This window comes from Streptomyces sp. NPDC037013, from assembly GCF_055607265.1.
The window spans coordinates 544,582-568,249 of record NZ_JBVJRV010000006.1; the positions used below are offsets into that span (position 1 = coordinate 544,582).

A 23,668-nucleotide genomic window follows, 5' to 3' on the forward strand; every position below is an offset into this window, starting at 1 on the left:
CGGTGCTCAGTCCTCGCTCGGCGCCGAGGGGAGCCGCGACTGGATGAGGTCCATCACGGAGGAGTCGGTGAGCGTGGTGACGTCACCGAGCTCGCGGTTCTCCGCGACGTCCCGGAGGAGACGGCGCATGATCTTGCCGGAGCGCGTCTTCGGCAGCTCGGCCACCGGCAGGACCCGCTTCGGCTTGGCGATCGGGCCGAGCGTGGTGCCCACGTGGTTGCGCAGCTCCGCCACGAGCCCCTCGTCGTCGGCGTCCGCGGTGCCCCGCAGGATCACGAACGCCACGATGGCCTGGCCCGTCGTCTCGTCCGCCGCGCCCACGACCGCCGCCTCGGCGACCGCCGGGTGCGAGACGAGCGCCGACTCGACCTCGGTGGTGGAGATGTTGTGGCCGGAGACGAGCATGACGTCGTCTACCCGGCCGAGCAGCCAGATGTCGCCGTCGTCGTCCTTCTTCGCCCCGTCACCGGCGAAGTACCTGCCCTCGAAACGCGACCAGTACGTGTCGAGGAACCGCTGGTCGTCGCCCCAGATGGTGCGCAGCATCGACGGCCACGGCTCGGTCAGGACGAGGTAACCGCCGCCGCCGTTCGGCACCTCGTTCGCCTCGTCGTCGACGACCGTGGCGGAGATGCCCGGCAGGGCGCGCTGGGCGCTGCCCGGCTTGGTCTCGGTCACGCCCGGCAGCGGCGAGATCATCATCGTGCCGGTCTCGGTCTGCCACCAGGTGTCCACGATGGGGCACTTGTCGCCGCCGATGTTCTTGCGGTACCACATCCACGCCTCGGGGTTGATCGGCTCACCGACCGACCCGAGGACCCGCAGGCTGCTGAGGTCGAACTTGGCGGGGATGTCGTCGCCCCACTTCATGAACGTCCGGATCGCCGTCGGGGCGGTGTAGAGGATCGTCACCCCGTATTTCTGGACGATCTCCCAGAAGCGGCCCTGGTGCGGGGTGTCGGGGGTGCCCTCGTACATGACCTGCGTCGCGCCGTTGGCCAGCGGGCCGTACGTGATGTACGAGTGGCCGGTGACCCAGCCGATGTCGGCCGTGCACCAGTACACGTCCGTCTCGGGCTTGAGGTCGAAGACGGCGTGGTGGGTGTAGGCCGCCTGGGTGAGGTAGCCGCCGGAGGTGTGCAGGATGCCCTTCGGCTTACCCGTGGTGCCCGAGGTGTAGAGGATGAAGAGCGGGTGCTCCGCGTCGAAGGCCTCGGGGGTGTGCTCGGCCGGCTGCTTCTGGGTGAGCTCGTGCCACCACACGTCGCGGCCCTCGGTCCACGCCACGTCCTGGCCGGTGCGGCGCACCACGAGGACCTTCTCCACGGATACGCGGGTGAGGGCTTCGTCGACGGCGGGCTTGAGCGCGGAGGGCTTGCCCCGGCGGTAGCCGCCGTCCGCGGTGATGACGACCTTGGCGTCGGCGTCGTCGATGCGGGCCGCGATGGCGTCCGCGGAGAAGCCGCCGAAGACCACCGAGTGGGCGGCGCCGATGCGGGCGCAGGCCAGCATCGAGATGACCGCCTCGGGGATCATCGGCAGGTAGACGGCGACGCGGTCGCCCTTCTGGACGCCCAGCTCGGTCAGGGCGTTGGCGGCCCGGCCGACCTCGTCCTTCAGCTCGGCGTAGGTGATGGCCCGGCTGTCGCCGGGCTCACCCTCGAAGTGGATCGCCACGCGGTCGCCGTTGCCGGCCTCGACGTGGCGGTCCACGCAGTTGTACGCGACGTTGAGCTTCCCGTCGGCGAACCACTTGGCGAACGGCGGGTTCGACCAGTCGAGCGTCTCGGTCGGCTCCGTGGCCCAGGTCAGCCGGCGGGCCTGCTCGGCCCAGAAGCCGAGCCGGTCAGCCTTGGCCTGCTCGTACGCCTCCGCCGTGACGTTGGCGGTGGCCGCCAGCTCCGCCGGCGGCGCGAAGCGACGCTCCTCCTTCAAGAGGTTGGCCAGGCTTTCATTGCTCACGACATCTCCCTTGCGCTGCTTTGCCGGGGGCGACCGTTGTGTCCGAAGCCACAGCTCATCAGAGACAACTCGTCGTGACAAGGGTCTGCCGAAAATTGGTTTAGACCTTTACCTGATCATTCCCGCAGGTCCTCGATCCGGCCCCCGATTCAGACCGTGATCCGCGCCGTGGGCGCCACTTGGTCGAAGACCTCGTCGGGCAGGTGCTCGGGGCCGGTGCCCTCCGTCAGCAGATAGGCCTGCGCCTCGCCGACGTGGAAGTACATACCGTGCAACTCGAGATCACCCTCCGCAAGCCGGCGCGCCACCGACTCGTGCGCCCTCAAGTGCTCCAACTGCTGGACCACATTGGTGAGGCACAACTGCTCGACCGTGTCGGCGGGCGCCCGGCCGGCGAGCCGCGCCCACGCCCTGTCCTGCGCGCCCATCCGCTCCAGGCTCGGCAATCCGTGCCGCAGCCACCGCCCGAGCGGGGTCCGGGCGCCACCGGGCGGCGTGTTGAGCAGCGCCTGCATGGCACCGCAACCGGAGTGCCCGCACACGGTGATGGAGCGCACCTTGAGCACGTCGACCGCGTACTCGATGGCGGCGCCGACCGAGTCGTCCCCGCTCTCGGCGCCCGGCAGCGGCACCAGATTGCCCACATTGCGGACGACGAACAGGTCACCGGGTCCGCTCGACGTGATCATCGAGGTGACGACCCGGGAGTCCGCGCAGGTCAAGAAGAGCTGGTCGGGCTGCTGGCCCTCGCGTGCGAGCCTGGCGAGCTCGCCGCGCACATGCGGCGCCGTGTTCCGCTGGAAGGCGCTGATCCCGCTGGCCAGTCGGTGGTTGCCGGCCCGCCCCTCCTGCCCTTCCCGCCGCTCCTCCTGCGGCCGGTCGCAGTGGTGGTTGCGCCACGGCGTCCAGGGCCTGCAGCAGGAGTGCGCGGCACCGGCGGGTTCGGCGATACGGGTCCCGGCGCGGCCGGTGACCTCGACGCTGCCGCCGTGCGCCGTGTGCGCGTCCTGCCAGCACTGCAGCGACTCGTAGGCGGCATGGTCCATGAACGAGCCGTCCAACTCCACGACGGCGTCGGCGTGGTGGGGGACGAGGTGAAGCGCCCGGCTGAGGCGCGGCACCGCGAGGAACGTCAACTGCCCGCGCACCCGGACGTGGTGGACGCCGTCCACCTCGCAGTGGGTGATGCGGGTACGGGCGAGGCGGTGCAGCGAGACGGCGACGGCGACGGCCACGCCGAGCGCCACGCCCTCCAGGACACCGAAGACGACCACGCCCAGGGTGGTGACGGCGTAGACGAGGATCTCGCGGTGGCGGGTGATCGTACGGATGTGGTTCAGGCTGACCATCTGGATGCCGACGGCCATGACGAGAGCGGCGAGGGCCGCGAGCGGGATCATCTCCAGGACGGGGACCAGGAGCAGCGCGGCCACTACCACCCAAACGCCGTGCAGCATCGTGGAGTTCCTGCTGACGGCGCCCGCGCGCACATTGGCCATGCTGCGCACGGCGACCCCGGCGACGGGCAGGCCGCCGAGCGAACCGGACACGATGTTCGCCGTGCCCTGGCCGAGCAGCTCGCGGTCGAGGTCGGAGCGGCGCACGCCCGGGTGCAGCTCGTGCCGGCCGGCGACGACCTTGTCGACGGCGACGGCGCCGAGCAGCGACTGCACGCTGCACACCAGCGTGGTGGTCAGGACGGCGGCGATCAGCCCCAGCACGGGCCCTTCCGGCAGCCCGGCCAGCGCGTGACTGCGCCAGGACGGCAGGTCGACCCGGTCCACCCCGAGTCCGCCGAGCGAGGCGACGGCCGTGGCGACGGCGACGGAGACGAGGGCCGCGGGCAGGACGCGGGCCACGCGCCCGGGGCGGCCGGGGATCCGCGGCCACAGCAGCAGGACCGACAGCGTAAGGACGCTGATCGTCACCGCCGCCGGGTGGAGGTCGGCCAACTGGGCGGGCAGAGCGCGGAGGTTGTCGAGCACGGAGCTCTGCGGGGTGCCGCCGAGCACGATGTGCAGCTGGGCGACGGCGATGGTGACGCCGATGCCGGCCAGCATGCCGTGGACGACGGCGGGGCTGACGGCGAGCGCCGTGCGGGCCACGCGCAGGCAGCCGAGGCCGATCTGGGCGACGCCGGCGAGGACGGTGATGGCGCAGGTGGTCCGCCAGCCGTACTGCTGGATGAGGTCGGCGGTGACGACGGTCAGTCCGGCGGCGGGGCCGCTGACCTGGAGCGGCGAGCCGCCGAGCAGTCCGACGACGATGCCGCCGACGGCTGCGGCGACGAGGCCCGCCTGGAGCGGTGCTCCGGTGGCGAGGGCGATGCCCAGGGAGAGCGGCAGGGCGATCAGGAAGACGGCGGCCGACGCGGAGAGGTCGGCGCCGGCGATGCGGAACTTCTTGCCGGGCGGCGGGGCGTGGGGCTTGTTGGCGCGGGGCGTGTGAGCCGAGTCGGTGGTGCGAGTGGGGACGCAGGCAGACATGGTTCCCGTCTCCTCCGGGGCAGCGCGGTCGCGGAACTAGGGGTCCTCCGGAGGTCTCCGGAGGGCGGGTCGCGGCCGTGGGTCACGGCGTGCAGCGGCGGGATTGCTCAACTCTCGGTAAACGGATCGTAATTCAGAGTAAAGGGCGTGCATAGCTTTTCCGGGCAAATGGGGTAAGCCGCCACTCGGACGAGTGAATAAGGAATTTCATCGGCTTGTCGGTTCATAGGATTTTTTAACTCCGTGCGACGTTCTGTCCGGATCTGTCCCGACGTGCACGGAAGTAGGTGGGCGGAAGATGGCCGCCACCCGGAGGATCACCGCCAGCCTCACCGCCCTGGGGGTGTGTGCGGCGGCCCTGGCAGGCTGCGCCGACAGCGGCGGCAGCGCCGAGAAGGGCGCCCACGGCGCGAAGAAGGGGGCCGGAGCCCCCGCCCTGAAGAGCCCCGTCCGCATGATCGGCGACGGCTCCACGTCGTTCACCGGCAAGCAGCCCCACCTGCCGCGGCCCGCCCGCCTGAAGCCGGGCGAGAAGCCGCCGCAGTTCGTGGTCTTCTCGTGGGACGGGGCCGGCGAGGACAGCCAGAAGCTGTTCTCCCACTTCCGCAAGGTCGCCAAGCGGAACAACGCGACGATGACGTACTTCCTCAGCGGCGTGTACATGCTCCCCGAGGCGAAGCGCAGCCTGTACAAGCCGCCGCAGCACATGGCCGGCAGCTCGGACATCGGCTTCAACGACCGCAAGGGGATCAAGGACACCGTGGACCAGCTCCGCGGCGCCTGGCTCGAGGGCAACGAGGTCGGCACGCACTTCAACGGCCACTTCTGCGGCGCGGGCCGCGGCGTGGGCGAGTGGTCCGTCGGGGACTGGAAGAGCGAGATCAGGCAGGCCAAGTCCTTCGTGAAGAAGTGGAAGACGAACACCGGCCTGAAGAAGACGCGGTCCCTGCCGTTCGACTACGACAAGGAGCTGATCGGCGCCCGGACCCCCTGCCTGGAGGGGCGCAAGAACTTCATGCGGGCAGCCCGCGAGCTGGGCTTCCGCTACGACACCAGCGGCGTCAACAACCAGGTCTGGCCCAAGAAGAAGGAGGGGCTGTGGGACCTCTCCATGCAGCTCGTCCCGGTCCCCGGCCGCAAGTTCGAGACGCTGACCATGGACTACAACTTCATGGTCAACCAGTCCGGTTCGACCTCGCAGGGGGACCCGTCCCTGCACGACCACTGGGGCGACCAGATGCGTGACGGGCTGCTCCAGGGCTTCGAACGCGCCTACAAGGGCAACCGCGCGCCGCTGATCATCGGCAACCACTTCGAGTCCTGGAACGGCGGCACGTACATGCGGGCCGTCGAGGAGACCGTGGAGCGGGTGTGCACCAAGCGCCACGTGCGCTGCGTCTCCTTCCGCCAGCTCGCCGACTGGCTCGACGCGCAGGACCCGAAGACCCTGGCGAAGCTGGCGCGGCTCCCTGTCGGCAAGGCGCCGAAGGAAGGCTGGGCGGCGTTCCTCTCCGCCCAGCCCGCACCGGCCCCCAAGGGCGTTCCGGGCGCGCCGGCGGTCAAGCCGTAGCACCGGAGGGTCCGCTCACGCCGGAGCGGTGAGGCGCTCGCGCAGCACGAAATCGGGGTCGACCTGGGCAGCCAGGTCGGCCCCGGTGCGTTCGTTCCCCCAGCTCTGCGCGTTCTTCAGGTGGAAGTGGACCATCTGGCGCGTGTACCGCTCCCAGTCCCGTCGTGCGTACGAGGCGTCGACGGCGTCCTGAAGCGTCTGGAGGGAGCGGCGGTTCTCGTCCTCCAGGAACTCGAAGCGCGGCGGGCGGCCCTTCTCCATGGCGCGCACCCAGTCCGAGTGCCCGACCGTCACCAGGAGGTCGTCGCCGACCTGCTCGCGCAGGAAGTCGACGTCGTCCTGGCCCTGCACCTTGTTGCCGACGACGGCGAGGCTGACGCCGAAGTCCCGGGCGTACTCCTTGTACTGGCGGTAGACGGAGACGCCCTTCCTGGTGGGCTCGGCCACCAGGAACGTCATGTCGAAGCGGGTGAACATGCCGGAGGCGAAGGAGTCCGAACCGGCGGTCATGTCCACGACCGCGTACTCGTCGCGGCCGTCGACGAGGTGGTTCAGGCAGAGCTCCACCGCTCCCGTCTTGGAGTGGTAGCAGGCGACACCGAGGTCGGCTTCGGTGAAGGGGCCGGTGACCATCAAACGCACGGTGGCGTCGTCCAGTTCCACGGGGCGCGCGCAGGCGTCGTAGACGGGGTTGTCCTCGCGGATCCGCAGCAGCCGGGAGCCCTCGCCCGGCGGCGTCGTCTTGATCATGGTGTCCGCGGAGGCGATCCGCGGGTTGGAGCCCCGCAGGTACTCCTTGATCAGGGGCAGCCGCGCGCCCAGGGCGGGCAGCTCGGCGGCGACCGTCTCGTCGAGGCCGAGGGCGGGACCCAGGTGCTGGTTGATGTCGGCGTCCACCGCGATGACGGGGGCGCCGGCGGCGGCGAGGTGGCGGATGAAGAGCGAGGACAGCGTGGTCTTGCCGCTGCCGCCCTTCCCGACGAAAGCGATTTTCATGACCACGAAGAGTAGCGGCTCATGTGCGGCGTGTGCCCGATGCGCGTGAAGAAGACCACTCCTTCGGGGAAGGGGCCCGGGAAGTACGTAGGGTCGTACTCATGAGTACGACAGCCGATCCGCTCGCGACCCTCGGGAACCTCCCCGGCGTGGCCGACTCCGTGGACTCCGTGCGCAAGGCCGTGGACCGCGTCTACGGACACCGGATCATGCGCCGCCGCAGCAACGAGATCACCTCCGAGGCGGCGCTGCGCGGTGCCCGCGGTTCCGCGGCGCTCTCGGGCGCCGACTGGGCGCTCGAAGAGGTGCGTCGGCGCAGCGACTTCAGCGGCGAGAGCGAGGCGCGCACGGTCGGCGCGGCCCTGCGGCTGACCGCCGAGGCCGGTCAACTCCTGTCCATCTGGCGGCAGTCGCCGCTGCGGGTCCTGGCGCGCCTGCACCTGGTCGCCGCGTCCGACTCCACCGAGGAGGCGGGGCGGCCGCGGCTGACCGGCGAGCCTGTCGACGAACCGCTGGTCGAGCTGCCGCTGCCGGACGCGGATGAGGTGGCGGGTCGCCTGGAGGGCCTCTCGCAGCTGATCATCGCGGGCAGCGCGGCGCCGGCGCTGGTGACGGCCGCCGTGGTCCACGGCGAACTGCTCAGCCTGCGCCCCTTCGGTTCGCACAACGGGCTGGTGGCGCGGGCCGCCGAGCGCATCGTCCTGGTCGGCAGCGGCCTCGACCCGAAGTCGGTCTGCCCGGCGGAGGCGGGGTACGCGGAGCTGGGGCGCGCGGCCTATGTGGCGGCCCTGGAGGGTTACGCCTCCGGCCGGCCGGAAGGGATGGCGTCCTGGATCGCCCACTGCGGCAAGGCGGTGGAGCTCGGCGTAAGGGAGTCGACGGCCGTCTGTGAGGCGCTGCAGCGTGGCGCGGCATAGCGGCTTCGGCGGAGGGTCCGGAGGGCGCTGACAGGGGCCCGAACAGGGTTGCGGCGGTACGGAATCCGTACCGCCGCTGGCATGTCCACCGGGTTACCAAGCGTCCTCGAAGTGTTGCCCATCAGGTCGGGAACATTGCCCGTCACCTGGTGCGGCTGGCCCGTAATCGACGGGTCGACGTCGCGTGGGTGCTCGGTGTTCATGCTTCGGTCCGTGGGGCCTTACTGCGTTTGAAGGTGATCCTCTCGGATGTCCTTGGTCTCGCGGGCCGTTGACTCCTTTGTACTCCAGTCCTGGGGTAAGCGGAAGTGGGGACTGCACTTCTTTACTTTTAGGTTCAAACAGGTGTGAACCGGACGGCCGGGCGGGTCGGGGCTGCCGACGGGATGGCCGAGGGCCTCAGCCCGCGGCCGCGCGGCGCCGGCTGGCGAACCAGACGAGGCCCGCCGTGGCCGCGGCGGCGCCCACCGCGGCCGCCGCGACGACGGCGGGACGGGGCGGCGCGGGGATGCGCTGCTTGAGGCGGACGGGGCGGTTGAAGTCGAGGATCGGCCACGCGCGCGTGAGGGCCTCCCGGCGCAGCGTGCGGTCCGGGTTGACGGCGAAGGGGTGCCCCACGGACTCCAGCATGGGCAGATCGGTCGCCGAGTCGCTGTACGCGTAGCAGCGGTCGAGGTCGTACCCCTCCGACCGGGCGAGCTCCTTGATCGCCTCCGCCTTCGTCGGCCCGTACGCGTAGTACTCCACCTCGCCGGTGAAGCAGCCGTCGTCGCCGACGACCATGCGGGTCGCCACCACCCGGTCGGCGCCGAGGAGCTCGCCGATCGGCTCGACGACCTCGGCACCCGAGGTGGAGACGATGACGACGTCGCGGCCTGCGGTGTGGTGCTCCTCAATGAGGGACGCGGCTTCGTCGTAGATGATCGGGTCGATCAGGTCGTGCAGGGTCTCGGCGACGATCTCCTTGACCTGCTGCACGTTCCACCCGCGGCAGAGCGCGGACAAGTACTTGCGCATCCCTTCCATCTGGTCGTGATCGGCGCCGCCCACCAGGAAGACGAACTGCGCGTACGCGGTGCGCAGTACCGCTCTGCGGTTGATCAGGCCGCCTTGGTAGAACGACTTGCTGAAGGTGAGCGTGCTCGACTTCGCAATGACCGTCTTGTCCAGGTCAAAGAACGCGGCAGTGCGGGGCAAGGAGTGGTTTTCCACGAGCCCGAGCATAGGCGCCCACCATTCGGCGTAAGCTGAGGCGCGTGGGTTTGCCTGAGAAGGCTCTCGGGTACACCATGGAAGTCACGGATCGTTCGCGACCGTGCTAACCCGGTCTGGCTCCTCCCCCCCCGAGTCGGACCGTGGGGACGACCCCCGCTCTCCCCCCCGGCGGGGGTCGTCGCATGTCCGGATGGGTTTTTGAACCCTCCGTTGATTCTTTTTCCGGCCTTGAGCGTCGCTCGACGCCCGCTCGACCCGGACTTCGGCCGCTCAAGATCCGTCACTGTGGGTAGTCATTGCGCTGCGCTGTGGAAGTCATCGCGAAGACGGCGCGAAGACGGCGCCATGTCACCGGTATGGGTGATGGAGATATTCACAGGCATCGCCTTGTCCACAGTTATTGACCAAGATCCACACCATTTCCGGCGCCGCTGCACGCTGATTCGACCCGTTCCGCTCGCGAAGTTCATGGCCGGATTGCTTTGCCCGGCTCTTCGCGGATGCGGGACGCGGCATTCACAAGGTGTCTTGCGGTGTGAGGGGGATGGAGATCGTGGGTGGAGTCATTTCAGGTGACGGGGCCGCGCCCGCCGGGGGACGGCAGGGCGGACCGCTGATCGTCACGGAGGACGTGGAGCTCCTGGATGACCTGCTGCGGCTGTGCGCGGCGGCGGGAGCACTGCCCGAGGTGCACCACGGCGGGCCCTCCGGCAGAGGGAGCTGGGAGTCGGCCCCGCTCGTCCTGGTCGGGGACGACGCGGTGGGCCGGGTGCGCGGGGCCGCGCGCCGCGGCGGGGTGGTGCTGGTCGGTCGGGATCCGGACGACCCAGACGTCTGGCGGCGGGCGGTGGAGATCGGCGCCGACCAGGTGCTGCTCCTGCCCGACGGCGAGCAGTGGCTCGTGGACCGCATCGCCGACGTCGTCGAGCACGTGGGGCGGCCCGCGCTCACCATCGGCGTCATCGGCGGGCGCGGCGGCGCCGGCGCCTCCACGCTGGCCTGCGCCCTCGCGGTCACCGCGGCCCGGCAGGGCAGGCGCACGATGCTCGTCGACGCGGACCCGCTGGGCGGTGGCCTCGATGTGCTGCTGGGCGGGGAGAGCGCCGACGGACTGCGCTGGCCGGCCTTCGCCGACTCCCGGGGCAGGGTCGGCGGCGGCGCCCTGGAGGAGTCCCTGCCGGAGCTGCACGCGGTGCGGGTCCTGAGCTGGGACCGGGGCGAGGCGGTCACGGTCGGGCCGGAGGCCGTGCGGGCGGTCGTCTCGGCGGCCCGCAGGCGCGGCGGGGTGGTCGTCGTGGACCTGCCCCGCAGGGCGGACGAGGCGGTCGCCGAGGCGCTCGCGCAGGTGGACCTCGGCCTCCTGGTGGTGCCTGCGGAGCTGCGGGCGGTGGCGGGGGCGCGGCGGGTGGCGTCGGCCGCGGGAATGGCGCTGCGGGATCTGCGGGTGCTGGTCTCCGGCGGCACAGGACCGGCCGCACCCTTCGGCCTCGACCCCGAGGAGGTCGCCCGCCTGCTCGACCTCCCGCTGGCCGGCGAAGTCCCCTGGGATCCGGGACTGTCGGCCGCACAGGCCGCGGGGACACCCCCGGGCGGCGCCGCACGCGGGCCGCTTGCGCGGTTCTGCACCGCCTTCTGGGACCGGCTGCCGGTCGACGCCGCCGGAGCGGGCGTATGAGCGCGGTGGTCGGGGCCCGCATGCTGGACGGAGTACGGCAGTGGCTCGCGGAGAGCGGCACGGAACCGACCCCGGCCCGGGTCGCCGAGGCGCTGCGGGCCCAGGGACGGGTGCTCGGGGACGCGGAAGTCCTCGGCGCGGCCGCCCAGTTGCGCTCCGAGCTGATCGGGGCGGGCCCCTTGGAGCCGCTGCTCGCCGACGCCACCGTGACCGACGTCCTCGTCTCCGCGCCCGACCGGGTGTGGGTCGACCGCGGCGGCGGCCTGGAGCTCACGGACGTCACGTTCCGGGACCCGGCGGCGGTGCGGCGACTGGCCCAGCGCCTCGCGGCCGTGGCGGGACGGCGTCTCGACGATGCCCGGCCCTGGGTGGACGCCCGCCTTCCGGACGGCACCCGGCTGCACGCGGTGCTGCCCCCGGTGGCGGTCGGCTCGACCTGTCTCTCCCTACGGGTGGTGCGCCCCCGCGCCTTCACCCTCACGGAACTGGTCGCCGCGGGGACGGTGCCCCCGGGCGGGGACCGCTTCCTGCGGGCGCTGCTCGACGCCCGGCTCTCGTTTCTGATCAGCGGCGGCACCGGCAGCGGCAAGACGACCTTGCTGAGCGCGCTGCTGGGACTGGTCGGCCCCAAGGAGCGCATCGTCCTCGCCGAGGACTCCGCGGAGCTGAGGCCCGCTCACCCCCACGTGGTGCGCCTGGAGTCCAGGCCCGCGAACCAGGAAGGGGCGGGCGCCGTCGGCCTGGACGACCTGGTGCGGCAGGCGCTGCGGATGCGCCCCGACCGGCTGGTCGTGGGCGAGGTGCGGGGCGCGGAGGTGGTGCACCTGCTGGCCGCGTTGAACACCGGGCACGAGGGCGGCTGCGGCACGGTCCACGCCAATGCCGCCGGAGACGTACCCGCCCGCCTGGAGGCGTTGGGCACGGCGGCAGGACTCGACAGGGCGGCCCTGCACAGCCAGTTGGCGGCCGCCCTCTCCGTCGTCATCCACCTCGCCCGCGACCGCTCGGGACGGCGCCGCATCGCCGAAGTGCACGTCCTGGAGCGGGCCGACTCCGGCCTGGTGAGGACGGTGCCCGCGCTGCGCTGGGGCGAGACGGCCTTCAGCCGCGAGCCGGGCTGGGAGCGGCTGGACTCGATGCTTGCCGACGGGTCCTGGAGTGAGGGCCGATGAACGTCTCGATGTGGACGGCGGCGCTGTGCGCCGCGAGCGCGGCCTGGCTGCTGAGCCGAAGGAACCAGCAGACCCGAAGGATCGACTCCGTCCTCGGCACCGACGCACCGCCCTCGACCCGACCCCCGTCCTGGCGCCGGAAGCTGACGGCCGCGCGCACCTGGACGCACCACGAATGGTGGTGCCTGGCCGCCGGCGCGGCGGTCGCGGTCCTGGCCGAGTCGGTGGTGCCGCTGGTCCTCGGCGCGGCAGGAGTGCCGCTGGCGGGACGCGCGCGACGGGCCCGGGAGGTACGCGATCAGCGGCGGCGGTGCGCCGAAGCGGTGGTCGCGCTCTGCATGGAGCTAGCCGGGGAGGTCCGGGCGGGGCGCCAGCCCGGCGAGGCCCTTCGGCTGACGCTCGACAGAGCGGACGTGGCGGACACGGGAGTTGGCACGGCCAAGAGCGCGGTGCTCGCGGCGGTGCGGTTCGGCGGGGACGTGCCGGGTGCGTTGCGGGAGGCGGCCCGGCAGCCCGGCGCCGAGGGTCTCCTCGGACTGGCGGCGTGCTGGCGGGTGGCGGTGGACAGCGGTGCGGGGCTCGCCGCGGGCCTGGACCGGCTGGAGGAGGCACTGCGCGCGGAGCGCGACCAGCGCCACGACCTGCACGCCCAACTGGCCGGGGCACGCTCGACCGCCGTGCTGCTCGCCGGGTTGCCCGCCCTGGGCCTGCTGATGGGCGGCGCGCTGGGGGCCGAGCCGCTGAGGGTGCTGTTCCACACGGGGCCGGGGCTGGCGTGCCTGGCGGCGGGGGCGGTGCTCGAGGGCGTCGGGGTGTGGTGGGCGCTGCGGATCGTGCGAGGGGTGGAGGGCCGGTGAACGTTTTCCACAGGCTGGGGGTAGTGGTGTGGGAAGCCGCAGCCATTCTCTGGTTCGTACTGGCGGTGCTGGACGCACGACGCAAACGGCGACTGCGCCACCGCGCGGGACGGGCACTGAACAGCCCGAAACCACCCCCACGACGCCACGCCCCACGCCTGATCTCGGGACCCGGGACGCGGCAGTGGCTGCTGACGGCCGGCACGGCGAGCGCGGCCTACGCCCTGTTCGGCGGCGTCCCCGGCCTGCTGGCCGGAGCCGCTGCCGCCTACCTCACCTGGCGCTCGCAACGGAGCCGCGCGTCCCCACCCGGCCACCCCGAAGCGCACGAGCAGGCCGAGGCGGCGGAGCAACTCCCGCTGGCGGCAGACCTCTTGGCGGCCTGCGTGGCCGCGGGCGCGGGCCCGGTGGCGGCTGCCCAAGCGGTCGGCGAGTCGCTCGGAGGCCCGGTCGGCACACGGTTGGCGCGCGGCGCCGCGCAGGTGCGGCTGGGCGCCGAACCAGCGGACGCCTGGCGTCAGTTGGCCGCCGTGCCGGGCGCCGCCCCACTCGCCCGCCTCTTGGAACGCACGGGCGAGTCGGGCGCCCCGGCCGCGACCCCGGTGGCACGTCTCGCGGCGGACGCCAGGGCCGAGCGAGTCAGGACGGCGACGGCCGGGGCACGCAGGGCCGCGGTCCTGATGACGGCGCCGGTGGGCCTGTGCTTCTTGCCGGCGTTCGTGGCGCTCGGAGTGCTCCCGGTGGTGATCGGGATGGCGCAAGGACTCCTGAAAGCGACCTGACCAAGCACTGAGAACACGAACTGAACCAACCCCCAAGGAGATTGAGATGCAGAAGAACACCCGACGCAAGCCGCGGACGTCACGACACCGCTGGAACGAGACGCTCCTCCGCAGGCTGAGGCAACGCTCTCGCGGGCCGGACAAGGACACCGGGATGGTCACATCCGAGTACGCGATGGGCCTGATCGCGGCGGTGGGTTTCGCCGGCCTGCTCTACAAGGTGGTCACGAGCGGGCAGGTCAAGGCGGCACTACAGGCGGTCGTGGAGAAGGCACTCGATGTCCCGTTCTGACACGACGCGCAAACGCCGGCGGGACAGGGGATTCGTCACCGCGGAGACGGCCGTGGTGCTGCCGACGCTGGTGCTGTTCACCATGGCGCTGATCTGGACCCTCCTTGCGGCGTCCGCACAGATCCAGTGCGTGGACGCCGCCCGGGCCGGAGCCAGAGCCGCGGCCCGGCAGGAACCGGGTGACACGGCCGTCGCGGCGGCCCGCCAGGCGGCGCCGGACGGGGCCGCCGTCTCCATCCGGCGCGAAGGCGGGCTGGTACGGGTCGAGGTCGCGGCGGACGCACCGGGCCCGGCTGTCCTGGGTCTCGGCATACGGCTGCGGTCCGAGGCCGTGGCGTTGGCGGAGGAGACGGTGGGGGCGAGGACATGAGCAACTGGCGCGGAAGAAACCGGGACCGAGGGGCCGCCACCGTGTGGGTGGTAGCCGTGATGGCCGTCCTCGGCGTGATCTGCGGCGCGGTGCTCGCCATGACTCAGGCCGTCGTGGCGAGGCACCGGGCGGGCGGCGCGGCGGACCTCGCGGCACTGGCCGCGGCGGACCGCTGGACCACGGGCCCGACGGAGGCGTGCGAGGGCGCCGTGCGAGTGGCACAGGCGCAGGGAGCCCACGTGATCCGGTGCGTCCTGCATGGCGAGATCTCCGAGATCACAGCCTCCGCCTCGGCGGGCCCTTTCACCACCACGACCAGCTCCCGCGCGGGCCCGCCCGCCCCTCTCCGAGGGCCATGACCCCCACCGGCCGACAGCCGCGATCGAGACGGGAGGGGACGTGGGGGTATGTGCGCACGGAGCACCGAGCACACTGTGCCGCCTTTGTCCGCACGGCGTGACGCAGGGATAGCGAGTACGCACATACCCCCGCGGCCCCGACCCAACAGACCACCCAAGGCGCCCCCCCCGAAGGCCTACCGCGCCTCCGACTCCGCCGCATCCCGCAGCAACACCGAAAGGAGCCGAACCGCCCCCCGCTTGTGCAGAGGGTCGTTGCCGTTGCCGCACTTGGGGGACTGGATGCACGAAGGGCAGCCCGCCTCGCACTCACAGGAGGCGATCGCCTGCCGCGTGGCCGTTAGCCACTCCCGCGCGGTGTGGAAGGCCCGCTCGGCGAAGCCCGCCCCGCCGGGGTGGCCGTCGTACACGAAGACCGTGGGAAGGAGCGTGTCCGGATGCAGCGGCACGGAGACGCCGCCGATGTCCCACCGGTCACACGTGGCGAAGAGCGGCAGCATGCCGATGGACGCGTGCTCGGCGGCGTGCAGCGCGCCGCCGAGGATCTCGGGATTGACGCGGGCGGCGTCGAGCTGGTCCTCGGTCACGGTCCACCACACCGCGCGCGTACGGAGCGTACGAGGAGGGAGGTCGAGCTTGGTCTCGCCGAGGACCTCGCCGGTGATGAGTTTGCGACGCAGGAAGGAGACGACTTGGTTGGTGACCTCGACGGAGCCGTAGCAGAGGCGTCCCGCGCCCCAGGGGACCTCGGTATCGGTCTCCAGGATGGAGATCGCCGTCGTGTCGCGGGCGGTCGTGGAGTAGGGCGGCGCGGCCTCCTCGACCAGGGCGACCGAGTCCTCCAGATCGAGGTGGCGCACGAGATACGTGAGGCCTTGGTGCAGGTGGACGGCGCCCTCGTGCACGGTGGTGTGGGCGGCGGACGCGTCGACCGTGCCGAGAAGCCGGCCCGTGCCCTCCTCGACGATCTGGACGGGCTTGCCGCCCTCGCCGCGGATGTCCGCGAGGTCGGCGGCCCGCTCGCGGCGCGTCCAGTGCCAGGCCCGCGCCCGGCGCCGGAGCAGCTTCGCGGCCTCCAGCTGGGGGAGCAGTTCCTCGGCGGCGGGCCCGAAGAGGGCCAAGTCGTCGTCGCCGAGGGGGAGTTCCGAGGCGGCGGCGCAGAGGTGGGGCGCGAGGACGTAGGGGTTGTCGGGGTCGAGGACCGTGGACTCCACGGGCTGCTGGAAGAGGGCCTCGGGATGGTGGACGAGATACGTGTCCAGCGGGTCGTCGCGGGCGACGAGGACGGCGAGGGCGCCCTGTCCGGACCGCCCGGCGCGCCCGGCCTGCTGCCAGAGCGAGGCGCGCGTCCCCGGGTAGCCGGCGATGACGACGGCGTCCAAACCCGAGACGTCGACGCCGAGTTCGAGGGCGGTGGTGGCGGCGAGGCCGAGGAGTTCGCCGGAGTGCAGGGCGCGTTCCAGGGCGCGGCGCTCCTCGGGGAGGTAGCCGCCGCGGTAGGCGGCGACACGCCGGACGAGGGAGCGGTCGACCTCGGCGAGCCGCTCCTGGGCGATGACGGAGATGAGTTCGGCGCCGCGCCGGGAGCGTACGAAGGCGACCGAGCGGACGCCCTGGACCGTCAGGTCGGTGAGGAGGTCCGCGGTCTCGGCGGTGGCGGTGCGGCGGACGGGGGCGCCCTTCTCGCCGTGGAGATCGGTGAGAGGGGGTTCCCAGAGGGCGAAGACGAGGTCGCCGCGGGGTGAGGCGTCGTCGGCGACCTCGTGCACGGGCAGGCCGGTGAGGCGCTCCGCGGATACGGCGGGGTCGGCGGAGGTCGCGGAGGCGAGGAGGAAGACGGGCTCGGAGCCGTAGCGGGCGCAGAGGCGGCGCAGCCGGCGCAGGACCTGGGCGACGTGGGAGCCGAAGACGCCGCGGTAGGTGTGGCACTCGTCGATGACGACGTAGCGCAGGGCGCGCAGGAAGGACGACCAGCGGGGGTGGGAGGGGAGGATCCCGCGGTGCAGCATGTCGGGGTTGGTCAGGACGTAATTGGCGTACTGACGGACCCACTCGCGTTCCTCGACGGGCGTGTCGCCGTCGTACACGGCGGGGCGCACCGCGTTGCCCAGGGGGGCCGCCAGCTCGCGGACGGCGCGGCGCTGGTCGGCGGCGAGGGCCTTGGTCGGGGCGAGATACAGGGCGGTGGTGCCGCGGCCGTTCGGGGCCTCGGAGCCGTCGAGGAGGGCGGAGAGGACGGGGGTGAGGTAGGCCAGGGACTTGCCGGAGGCGGTGCCGGTGGCGACGACCACGGATTCGCCGTCCAGGGCGTGCTCGGCGGCCCGTGCCTGGTGGGCCCACGGGTGTTCGATGCCCGCCGCGCGGACGGCGGATATGACCTCGGGGCGGATGCGGTCGGGCCAGACTGCATACCGGGCCTCACGTGGGGGCAAGTGCTCCGTATGAGTGACGCGCGATGCACGGCTCGGCCCCGCGGTGAGCCGGTCAAGAACGGTCCGCGGGGACGTGCGTGCCGGGGCGCCCGCAGAGGGTCCTCCGGGAGAGGAATTTTTGGCCATCGGCATCGAGTGTGTCACTGGCGGGATGGACAATGGTCCCAAGGCGTCGTGCACGCCTGCCGGTAAGTGATTGAATGCCATCGCGGCTGGCGATCCGTCCTGGGGGCTCTGCCGAGGTGTCCCGAGGGATGACCGCTCGATAGCAAGGTGCTGGAGGATCCGTGGACCTGTCCCTGTCGACCCGTACCGTCGGCGATCGTACGGTCGTCGAGGTCGGTGGCGAAATCGATGTTTATACCGCGCCCAAGCTGCGCGAACAGTTGGTCGAGCTGGTGAACGACGGCAGTTTTCATCTGGTCGTCGACATGGAGGGCGTGGACTTCCTCGACTCCACCGGGCTCGGCGTGCTGGTCGGCGGCCTGAAGCGTGTGCGTGCCCATGAGGGCTCGCTGCGCCTGGTCTGCAACCAGGAGCGCATTCTCAAGATCTTCCGTATCACCGGTCTGACCAAGGTGTTCCCCATTCACACCTCGGTCGAGGAAGCGGTCGCGGCCACCGACTGAGTGGCCACCACCGGCCGTGCGGCCGCCGTCCACCGGGTGGCGGCCGATGGCCGGCCGACCGGAAGCCGGTTCCCCCGGGCCCTGGGCCCGGGGCGGCAGTACAGCAGGGGACCGGGCCTGCGGCCCGGCCCCCTGACAGCACGCGCGTATGTCGAGGGGGATGCATGGCCACCGTTGAACTCCGCTTCAGCGCGCTGCCCGAGCACGTCAGGACCGCCCGTCTCGTGGCGGCCGCGGTGGCGCGCAGGGCCGGAGTGGACGAGGCCGTTCTCGACGAGGTCAGGCTCGCCGTCGGTGAGGCCTGCACGCGCGCCGTCGGGCTGCATCAGAGCAGCGGGGTGACGGCGCCGGTGCGGGTCGCTCTCATCGAGGACGAGAAGCAGTTCTCCATCGAGGTCGGCGACGAGGCGCCGCGGGTGGCGCCCGGTGACCGGGCCCCCGGTGCCGGGCTCGGCCCGGGCGAGGAGCTGGAGGCCGAGGGCGAGGACGAGATGGGCCTCGCGGTCATCAGCGGTCTCGTGGACGACGTGGAGGTCACGGCCGGCGAGTCCGGCGGCCTCATCCGCATGAGCTGGCCCACGACCGTGGCCACGCTCCTTCCCTGACCTGCCCCAGTCGGCCCCCCAGCCAGGCCCCTCGGCCGCCGCGCGCCGCGTCACCCCCCTCGGGCCGTAGCCGGCCTCTCCCCGCGCCGCGATCTTTTCCCTCGCGCCCCCGGCCCCCTCCCGGCGCCCCCGCCCCCCCCCCGGCGCCCCCACCCTCCCGGCTCCTACCGGCGTGCCGTATCCCGCCGTCTTGCCGCCCCGCCATACCGCCGTCCCACCCTGCGGCCCTCCGTCCGTACCACGGTGAACAGGGTTTTTTCTCTTTCTGATCATTTGCTGACCTGGATCGACAGGCCGGCGATGCGGCGTCAACGGTTTTGAGGCATTACCGCTTTTGGGGCCAATCCTCGGGCGCGATCATTTGCTGAGAAGCAATCTCAGGTCAATTCCGTTTGTGGCGCTCTGTTTTGATCAGGTTCCGCTCCCTACAATCCGTCCACATCTTGAGCTCAGCCCAAGCGTCAAGGAGGACGAATGGCGGGGCTTTCTACCCCTCATCAGTTTGACCACCCCTCAACCTTCGCAGCCGCAGTCCTGACAGATGACAATCGCCTCATCGTGATCGTCGTCGCGGCCGTCGCGCTCGCGGCGCTCGTCGTCGCCGGCGTGCTGGTACGCCAGGTGCTCGCGGCGGGCGAGGGCACCGACAGCATGAAGAAGATCGCGGCAGCGGTCCAGGAGGGCGCCAATGCCTATCTGGGCCGGCAGCTGCGCACGCTCGGCGTATTCGCCGTCGTGGTGTTCTTCCTGCTCATGCTGCTGCCCGCGGACGACTGGAATCAGCGCGCCGGACGATCGATCTTCTTCTTGATCGGTGCGGCGTTCTCGGCGACCACCGGCTATATCGGTATGTGGCTCGCCGTGCGCAGTAATGTGCGCGTGGCCGCCGCCGCCCGAGAGGCCACCCCCGCGGAAGGTGAACCCGAAAAGGATCTCACCGCCGTTTCGCACAAGGCCATGAAGATCGCTTTCCGCACGGGCGGCGTCGTCGGCATGTTCACGGTGGGGCTCGGTCTTCTCGGCGCCTCCTGTGTGGTGCTCGTCTACGCGGCCGACGCGCCGAAGGTGCTCGAAGGCTTCGGGCTCGGCGCCGCGCTGATCGCGATGTTCATGCGTGTCGGCGGCGGCATCTTCACCAAGGCCGCCGACGTCGGCGCCGACCTGGTCGGCAAGGTCGAGCAGGGCATTCCGGAGGACGATCCGCGCAATGCCGCGACCATCGCCGACAACGTGGGCGACAACGTCGGCGACTGCGCCGGTATGGCCGCCGACCTCTTCGAGTCGTACGCCGTGACGCTGGTCGCCGCGCTGATCCTCGGGAAGGTGGCGTTCGGCGACTCCGGACTCGCCTTCCCGCTGATCGTCCCGGCCATCGGTGTCGTGACGGCGATGATCGGCATCTTCGCGGTGGCGCCCCGGCGCTCCGACCGCAGCGGCATGAGCGCGATCAACCGCGGGTTCTTCATCTCCGCGTTCATCTCGCTGGCGCTCGTGGCCGCGGCGGTCTTCGCGTACCTGCCGTCCTCGTACACGGACCTGGACGGCGTCACGGACGCGGCGATCAAGGGCCACGACGGCGATCCGCGGATCCTCGCGCTCGTCGCCGTCGCCATCGGCATCGTGCTGGCCGCGCTGATCCAGCAGCTCACCGGCTACTTCACCGAGACCAACCGGCGCCCCGTCCAGGACATCGGGAAGACCTCGCTCACCGGCCCGGCCACCGTGGTCCTCGCCGGCATCTCGCTCGGTCTGGAATCGGCCGTCTACACCGCGCTGCTCATCGGGCTCGGCGTGTACGGGGCGTTCCTGCTCGGCGGTACGTCGATCATGCTCGCTCTCTTCGCGGTCGCGCTCGCCGGTACGGGACTGCTGACCACGGTCGGCGTCATCGTCGCCATGGACACCTTCGGTCCCGTCTCCGACAACGCGCAGGGCATCGCCGAGATGTCCGGCGACGTCGAGGGCGCGGGCGCGCAGGTGCTCACCGACCTGGACGCCGTGGGCAACACCACCAAGGCCATCACCAAGGGCATCGCCATCGCCACCGCGGTCCTCGCGGCGTCGGCGCTCTTCGGCTCGTACCGCGACGCCATCGCGGAGGCGGCCAAGGACGTCGGCGAGAAACTGGGCGACGGCGCCCCGATGAACCTCGTGATGGACATCTCCCAGCCCAACAACCTGGTGGGGCTGATCCTCGGCGCCGCGGTCGTCTTCCTCTTCTCGGGGCTGGCGATCAACGCGGTCTCCCGCTCCGCGGGCGCCGTGGTCTACGAGGTGCGGCGGCAGTTCCGCGAGCACCCCGGGATCATGGACTACACCGAGGAACCCGAGTACGGGCGCGTCGTCGACATCTGCACCAAGGACGCGCTGCGCGAGCTGGCCACGCCGGGTCTGCTCGCCGTGCTCACGCCGATCGCGGTCGGCTTCTCGCTCGGCGTCGGCGCGCTCGGCTCGTTCCTGGCGGGCGCGATCGGCACGGGCACGCTCATGGCCGTCTTCCTCGCCAACTCCGGTGGCGCCTGGGACAACGCCAAAAAGCTCGTCGAGGACGGCCACCACGGCGGCAAGGGGAGCGAGGCACATGCCGCGACCGTCATCGGTGACACGGTCGGCGACCCGTTCAAGGACACCGCGGGCCCGGCGATCAACCCCCTGCTGAAGGTGATGAACCTGGTGGCGCTGCTCATCGCGCCCGCGGTCATCAAGTTCAGCTACGGGGACGACGCCAGCGTCGGGGTGCGGGTGCTGATCGCGGTGCTCTCCATCGCGATCATCATCGGCGCGGTCTACATCTCCAAGCGGCGGGGCATCGCCGTCGGGGACGAGGGCAACGCGGAGCGGGTGGCCAAGCCGGCCGACCCGGCCGTGGTCTCCTGACCCCTGCCCGGCAACGGGCCCAACGTGCGGGCGGGCGGCGCTTTTTGAGGCGCCGTCCGCCCGTCGGCATGCCCGGAGGAGGTCGTGAGGCTTCTCTCGCACCGGAGCCTTACTCCGCTTGGTGCAAATGGCTGCAATAGGGGTGGTAGCGCGCCCCCGACATGCGGTTGTCGCCCAGTTGGCGTGTAAGTTCCGGGGCCGAGAGCCATGGAAGGGACCAATCCGGTGAACAAGAAGCTTGCAGCCGCACTGTCCGGCGGTGCGGTACTGGTACTCGCTCTGTCGGGATGCAGCAGCGACGACGGCAACGAGAAGCTCGACAACTGGGCCAAGAAGGTCTGTGACTCCGTACAGCCCCAGTCGAAGAAGATCGCGGACGCCAACGCGGCGATCCAGAAGGAGACCTCCGACAACAGCTCGCCCTCCGACGTCCAGAAGACCGACTCCAAGGCGTTCAAGGACATGTCCGACGCCTACAAGTCGATGGGCGACGCCGTGAAGCGCGCGGGCGCGCCGCCGGTGGACGACGGAAAGAAGAAGACGGACGACGCCGTCAAGGAGCTCAACGCCATCTCCAAGTCGTACGGGGACCTGAAGAAGCAGGTCGACGGCTTGGACACCAAGAACCAGGCGGACTTCGCGGACGGCCTCAAGGACGTCGCCGGCGAGCTGGACAAGCTGAGCAAGAGCGGCAACAAGGCGCTGGAGAAGCTGCAGGAGGGGGAGGTCGGCAAGGCGATGAGCAAGCAGGACAGCTGCAAGAGCGCTTCCGCCACGCCCTCCACCAAGAGCTAGCCCGACGCCCGACGCCCGCGGCCCCCGGGTCACCGGGTATCCCGGTGTACCCGTTTCGACGGTCGTACGTTCCCGAAGCCCTCGGCTCCCCTGGCGGGGCCGAGGGCTTCGGCGCACCGGCCGGGCCACAATGGAGGGGTGAGTAACGCCAGCCTCCCCCTGCCCTCGTCCGACCGCGCCGACGTAGCCGCTTCCCTGCGGGAAGCGTTGCTCGGCGCCGACTTCACCGCCGACGGACTGCTCGAACTGCTCGGGGCGCCCGCGTACACCGCGCTCGCCCGCAGCGAGACCGTGCCCGCGCTGCGGGCCACGCGCGGGGACGGCGCGCTCGCCGCGCTCGTACGCCTCTTCCTGCTGCAGGAAACGGTGGCACGCGCGCGCGTGGCCGACGTTCTGCCCGTCGACGCGCTCCTGGAGAGCGGCTGGCTGACGGAGCGGGAGGGGGAGCTGCGGGCGACGGTGGACGTGCGGCCGTACGGCGGGCCGAACGGCGAGGACTGGTTCATCGTCTCCGACCTGGGCTGCGCGGTCGGCGGCGCCGGCGGAATCGGCAAGCACGAGGAAGGCGTCGTCCTCGGGGTCGGCGGCGCGTCCACGACCCTCGCGGGGGTCACGGTGCGCACGCCCGTGGCGAGCGCCCTCGACCTCGGCACCGGCTCCGGCATCCAGGCGCTGCACGCCGCGCAGCACGCCACGCGCGTGACGGCGACCGACCTCAACCCCCGCGCCCTGCGGTTCACCCGGCTCACGCTGGCGCTCTCCGGCGCTCCGGAGGCCGACCTGCGGGAGGGCTCGCTCTTCGAGCCGGTGGCCGACGAGACGTACGACCTGATCGTCTCGAATCCGCCGTTCGTGATCTCGCCCGGCGCCCGGCTCACCTACCGGGACGGCGGGATGGGCGGGGACGATCTGTGCCGGTCGCTCGTTCAGGAGGCGGGGGAGCACTTGAACGAAGGGGGGTACGCGCACTTCCTGGCGAACTGGCAGCACGTGGACGGCGAGGAGTGGCAGGACCGGCTGCGCTCCTGGGTGCCGCGCGGCTGCGACGCCTGGATCGTGCAGCGCGAGGTGCAGGACATCACGCAGTACGCCGAGCTGTGGCTGCGGGACGCGGGGGACCACCGCAGTGACCCCGGCGAGTACGCGGCGCGGTACGACGCGTGGCTGGACGAGTTCGAGGCGCGGGGGACGCGGGCCGTCGGGTTCGGCTGGATCGCGCTGCGGAAGACCGGGGCCGCCGAGCCGAGCATCACCGTCGAGGAGTGGCCGCACCCCGTCGAGCAGCCGCTGGGCGAGACGGTCCGGGAGTTCTTCGACCGCCAGGAGTACCTGCGGACGCACGACGACGCCGCCCTGCTCGCCGGGCACTTCAGGCTCGCCGACGAGGTCGTGCAGGAGCAGGTCGGGCTGCCGGGCGCCGAGGACCCGGAGCACGTCGTCCTGCGCCAGAACCGCGGGATGCGCCGGGCCACCAAGGTGGACACGGTGGGCGCCGGGTTCGCGGGCGTCTGCGACGGCTCGCTGAGCGCCGGACGGATCCTGGACGCCATCGCCCAACTGGTCGGCGAGGACCCGGTGTTGCTGCGCGACCGCACGCCCGCGCAGATCAGGCTCCTCGTGGAGCAGGGGTTTCTGCTGCCGGTCGGGGAGTGACCACCGCGCTAGGGGAGTGACCAC

At 71.5% G+C, this 23,668-nt stretch carries 19 protein-coding genes; 14 read left to right on the forward strand and 5 right to left on the reverse strand.

Annotated elements, in window-relative coordinates; genetic code table 11:
- Nucleotides 1–6: 6 nt before the first annotated feature.
- The gene (gene acs / locus ACZ7DY_RS24780; protein WP_471138489.1) at nucleotides 7–1,962 is read right to left on the reverse strand and encodes an acetate--CoA ligase; all 1,956 of its coding nucleotides are present in this window, start codon (nucleotides 1,960–1,962) and stop codon (nucleotides 7–9) included.
- Between the two features lie 149 nt (nucleotides 1,963–2,111).
- Complete coding sequence (locus ACZ7DY_RS24785; protein WP_471138491.1) at nucleotides 2,112–4,448, reverse strand: bifunctional SulP family inorganic anion transporter/carbonic anhydrase; 2,337 nt, start codon at nucleotides 4,446–4,448, stop codon at nucleotides 2,112–2,114.
- Between the two features lie 298 nt (nucleotides 4,449–4,746).
- On the opposite strand from ACZ7DY_RS24785, the gene ACZ7DY_RS24790 reads away from it, so the two are divergent.
- Nucleotides 4,747–6,018 (forward strand): polysaccharide deacetylase family protein, encoded by a 1,272-nt coding sequence (locus ACZ7DY_RS24790; protein WP_471138493.1) that lies wholly within the window; start codon nucleotides 4,747–4,749, stop codon nucleotides 6,016–6,018.
- A 15-nt stretch (nucleotides 6,019–6,033) separates the two neighbouring features.
- Here ACZ7DY_RS24790 and ACZ7DY_RS24795 read toward each other — a convergent pair whose 3' ends face one another.
- Entirely contained in the window at nucleotides 6,034–7,014 is a 981-nt protein-coding gene (locus ACZ7DY_RS24795; protein WP_471138495.1) for an ATP-binding protein, read from the reverse strand.
- 101 nt (nucleotides 7,015–7,115) lie between these two features.
- On the opposite strand from ACZ7DY_RS24795, the gene ACZ7DY_RS24800 reads away from it, so the two are divergent.
- Nucleotides 7,116–7,931: a Fic family protein gene (locus ACZ7DY_RS24800; protein WP_471138497.1), complete on the forward strand. Its 816-nt coding sequence runs from the start codon at nucleotides 7,116–7,118 to the stop codon at nucleotides 7,929–7,931.
- Between the two features lie 399 nt (nucleotides 7,932–8,330).
- Here ACZ7DY_RS24800 and ACZ7DY_RS24805 read toward each other — a convergent pair whose 3' ends face one another.
- Entirely contained in the window at nucleotides 8,331–9,155 is an 825-nt protein-coding gene (locus ACZ7DY_RS24805) for an HAD family hydrolase (RefSeq protein ID WP_471138499.1), read from the reverse strand.
- A gap of 535 nt (nucleotides 9,156–9,690) precedes the next feature.
- Here ACZ7DY_RS24805 and ssd point away from each other — a divergent pair.
- Genes ssd through ACZ7DY_RS24840 form a run of 7 tightly spaced genes read left to right on the forward strand, consistent with a single transcriptional unit; the run spans nucleotide 9,691 to nucleotide 14,653 of the window.
- Nucleotides 9,691–10,821 carry a septum site-determining protein Ssd gene (gene ssd / locus ACZ7DY_RS24810; protein WP_471138501.1) on the forward strand — a complete coding sequence of 377 codons (1,131 nt, stop codon included), beginning with the start codon at nucleotides 9,691–9,693 and terminating at the stop codon, nucleotides 10,819–10,821.
- Nucleotides 10,818–11,993: a TadA family conjugal transfer-associated ATPase gene (locus ACZ7DY_RS24815; protein ID WP_471138503.1), complete on the forward strand. Its 1,176-nt coding sequence runs from the start codon at nucleotides 10,818–10,820 to the stop codon at nucleotides 11,991–11,993. The genes ssd and ACZ7DY_RS24815 overlap by 4 nt, the downstream gene beginning before the upstream one ends.
- Nucleotides 11,990–12,850, forward strand: a complete 861-nt coding sequence (locus ACZ7DY_RS24820; protein ID WP_471138505.1) for a type II secretion system F family protein — start codon at nucleotides 11,990–11,992, stop codon at nucleotides 12,848–12,850. Before ACZ7DY_RS24815 ends, ACZ7DY_RS24820 begins: the two co-directional genes overlap by 4 nt.
- A 23-nt stretch (nucleotides 12,851–12,873) precedes the next feature.
- A complete protein-coding gene (locus ACZ7DY_RS24825) occupies nucleotides 12,874–13,632 on the forward strand; it encodes a type II secretion system F family protein (protein WP_471138507.1) in 759 nt (252 codons plus the stop codon).
- Nucleotides 13,633–13,678: 46 nt separating this feature from the next.
- The gene (locus ACZ7DY_RS24830) at nucleotides 13,679–13,924 is read left to right on the forward strand and encodes a DUF4244 domain-containing protein (RefSeq protein WP_471138509.1); all 246 of its coding nucleotides are present in this window, start codon (nucleotides 13,679–13,681) and stop codon (nucleotides 13,922–13,924) included.
- Complete coding sequence (locus ACZ7DY_RS24835) at nucleotides 13,911–14,294, forward strand: TadE family type IV pilus minor pilin (RefSeq protein ID WP_471138511.1); 384 nt, start codon at nucleotides 13,911–13,913, stop codon at nucleotides 14,292–14,294. The genes ACZ7DY_RS24830 and ACZ7DY_RS24835 overlap by 14 nt, the downstream gene beginning before the upstream one ends.
- Before the next feature lie 41 nt (nucleotides 14,295–14,335).
- Nucleotides 14,336–14,653 (forward strand): Rv3654c family TadE-like protein, encoded by a 318-nt coding sequence (locus tag ACZ7DY_RS24840; RefSeq protein WP_471138513.1) that lies wholly within the window; start codon nucleotides 14,336–14,338, stop codon nucleotides 14,651–14,653.
- 176 nt (nucleotides 14,654–14,829) lie between these two features.
- Here ACZ7DY_RS24840 and ACZ7DY_RS24845 read toward each other — a convergent pair whose 3' ends face one another.
- Entirely contained in the window at nucleotides 14,830–17,292 is a 2,463-nt protein-coding gene (locus ACZ7DY_RS24845) for a DEAD/DEAH box helicase (RefSeq protein ID WP_471138515.1), read from the reverse strand.
- An 80-nt stretch (nucleotides 17,293–17,372) separates the two neighbouring features.
- Here ACZ7DY_RS24845 and bldG point away from each other — a divergent pair, with 80 nt between their 5' ends.
- From bldG to ACZ7DY_RS24870, 5 genes are all read left to right on the forward strand, one after another.
- Nucleotides 17,373–17,714, forward strand: coding sequence for an anti-sigma factor antagonist BldG (gene bldG, locus ACZ7DY_RS24850; RefSeq protein ID WP_003975386.1), 342 nt, complete (start codon nucleotides 17,373–17,375; stop codon nucleotides 17,712–17,714).
- A gap of 164 nt (nucleotides 17,715–17,878) precedes the next feature.
- Nucleotides 17,879–18,319: an ATP-binding protein gene (locus tag ACZ7DY_RS24855; protein WP_471138518.1), complete on the forward strand. Its 441-nt coding sequence runs from the start codon at nucleotides 17,879–17,881 to the stop codon at nucleotides 18,317–18,319.
- Between the two features lie 474 nt (nucleotides 18,320–18,793).
- Nucleotides 18,794–21,196: a sodium-translocating pyrophosphatase gene (locus ACZ7DY_RS24860; RefSeq protein WP_471138520.1), complete on the forward strand. Its 2,403-nt coding sequence runs from the start codon at nucleotides 18,794–18,796 to the stop codon at nucleotides 21,194–21,196.
- 207 nt (nucleotides 21,197–21,403) lie between these two features.
- Nucleotides 21,404–21,991: a small secreted protein gene (locus tag ACZ7DY_RS24865; protein WP_471138522.1), complete on the forward strand. Its 588-nt coding sequence runs from the start codon at nucleotides 21,404–21,406 to the stop codon at nucleotides 21,989–21,991.
- A 138-nt stretch (nucleotides 21,992–22,129) separates the two neighbouring features.
- Nucleotides 22,130–23,644 carry a DUF7059 domain-containing protein gene (locus tag ACZ7DY_RS24870; RefSeq protein WP_471138524.1) on the forward strand — a complete coding sequence of 505 codons (1,515 nt, stop codon included), beginning with the start codon at nucleotides 22,130–22,132 and terminating at the stop codon, nucleotides 23,642–23,644.
- Nucleotides 23,645–23,668 lie beyond the last annotated feature (24 nt).

What these genes read in the sequence shown, in the direction of transcription:
- ACZ7DY_RS24805 (WP_471138499.1), bottom strand. Translation starts at nt 9,155, where the DNA reads ATGCTCGGGCTCGTGGAAAACCACTCCTTGCCCCGCACTGCCGCGTTC.
- ACZ7DY_RS24865 (WP_471138522.1), top strand. Translation starts at nt 21,404, where the DNA reads ATGGAAGGGACCAATCCGGTGAACAAGAAGCTTGCAGCCGCACTGTCC.
- ACZ7DY_RS24855 (WP_471138518.1), top strand. Translation starts at nt 17,879, where the DNA reads ATGGCCACCGTTGAACTCCGCTTCAGCGCGCTGCCCGAGCACGTCAGG.
- ACZ7DY_RS24785 (WP_471138491.1), bottom strand. Translation starts at nt 4,448, where the DNA reads ATGTCTGCCTGCGTCCCCACTCGCACCACCGACTCGGCTCACACGCCC.
- ACZ7DY_RS24820 (WP_471138505.1), top strand. Translation starts at nt 11,990, where the DNA reads ATGAACGTCTCGATGTGGACGGCGGCGCTGTGCGCCGCGAGCGCGGCC.
- ACZ7DY_RS24800 (WP_471138497.1), top strand. Translation starts at nt 7,116, where the DNA reads ATGAGTACGACAGCCGATCCGCTCGCGACCCTCGGGAACCTCCCCGGC.
- ACZ7DY_RS24790 (WP_471138493.1), top strand. Translation starts at nt 4,747, where the DNA reads ATGGCCGCCACCCGGAGGATCACCGCCAGCCTCACCGCCCTGGGGGTG.
- ACZ7DY_RS24845 (WP_471138515.1), bottom strand. Translation starts at nt 17,292, where the DNA reads ATGGCATTCAATCACTTACCGGCAGGCGTGCACGACGCCTTGGGACCA.
- ACZ7DY_RS24795 (WP_471138495.1), bottom strand. Translation starts at nt 7,014, where the DNA reads ATGAAAATCGCTTTCGTCGGGAAGGGCGGCAGCGGCAAGACCACGCTG.
- ACZ7DY_RS24815 (WP_471138503.1), top strand. Translation starts at nt 10,818, where the DNA reads ATGAGCGCGGTGGTCGGGGCCCGCATGCTGGACGGAGTACGGCAGTGG.
- ACZ7DY_RS24830 (WP_471138509.1), top strand. Translation starts at nt 13,679, where the DNA reads ATGCAGAAGAACACCCGACGCAAGCCGCGGACGTCACGACACCGCTGG.
- ACZ7DY_RS24835 (WP_471138511.1), top strand. Translation starts at nt 13,911, where the DNA reads ATGTCCCGTTCTGACACGACGCGCAAACGCCGGCGGGACAGGGGATTC.
- ACZ7DY_RS24860 (WP_471138520.1), top strand. Translation starts at nt 18,794, where the DNA reads ATGGCGGGGCTTTCTACCCCTCATCAGTTTGACCACCCCTCAACCTTC.
- ssd (WP_471138501.1), top strand. Translation starts at nt 9,691, where the DNA reads ATGGAGATCGTGGGTGGAGTCATTTCAGGTGACGGGGCCGCGCCCGCC.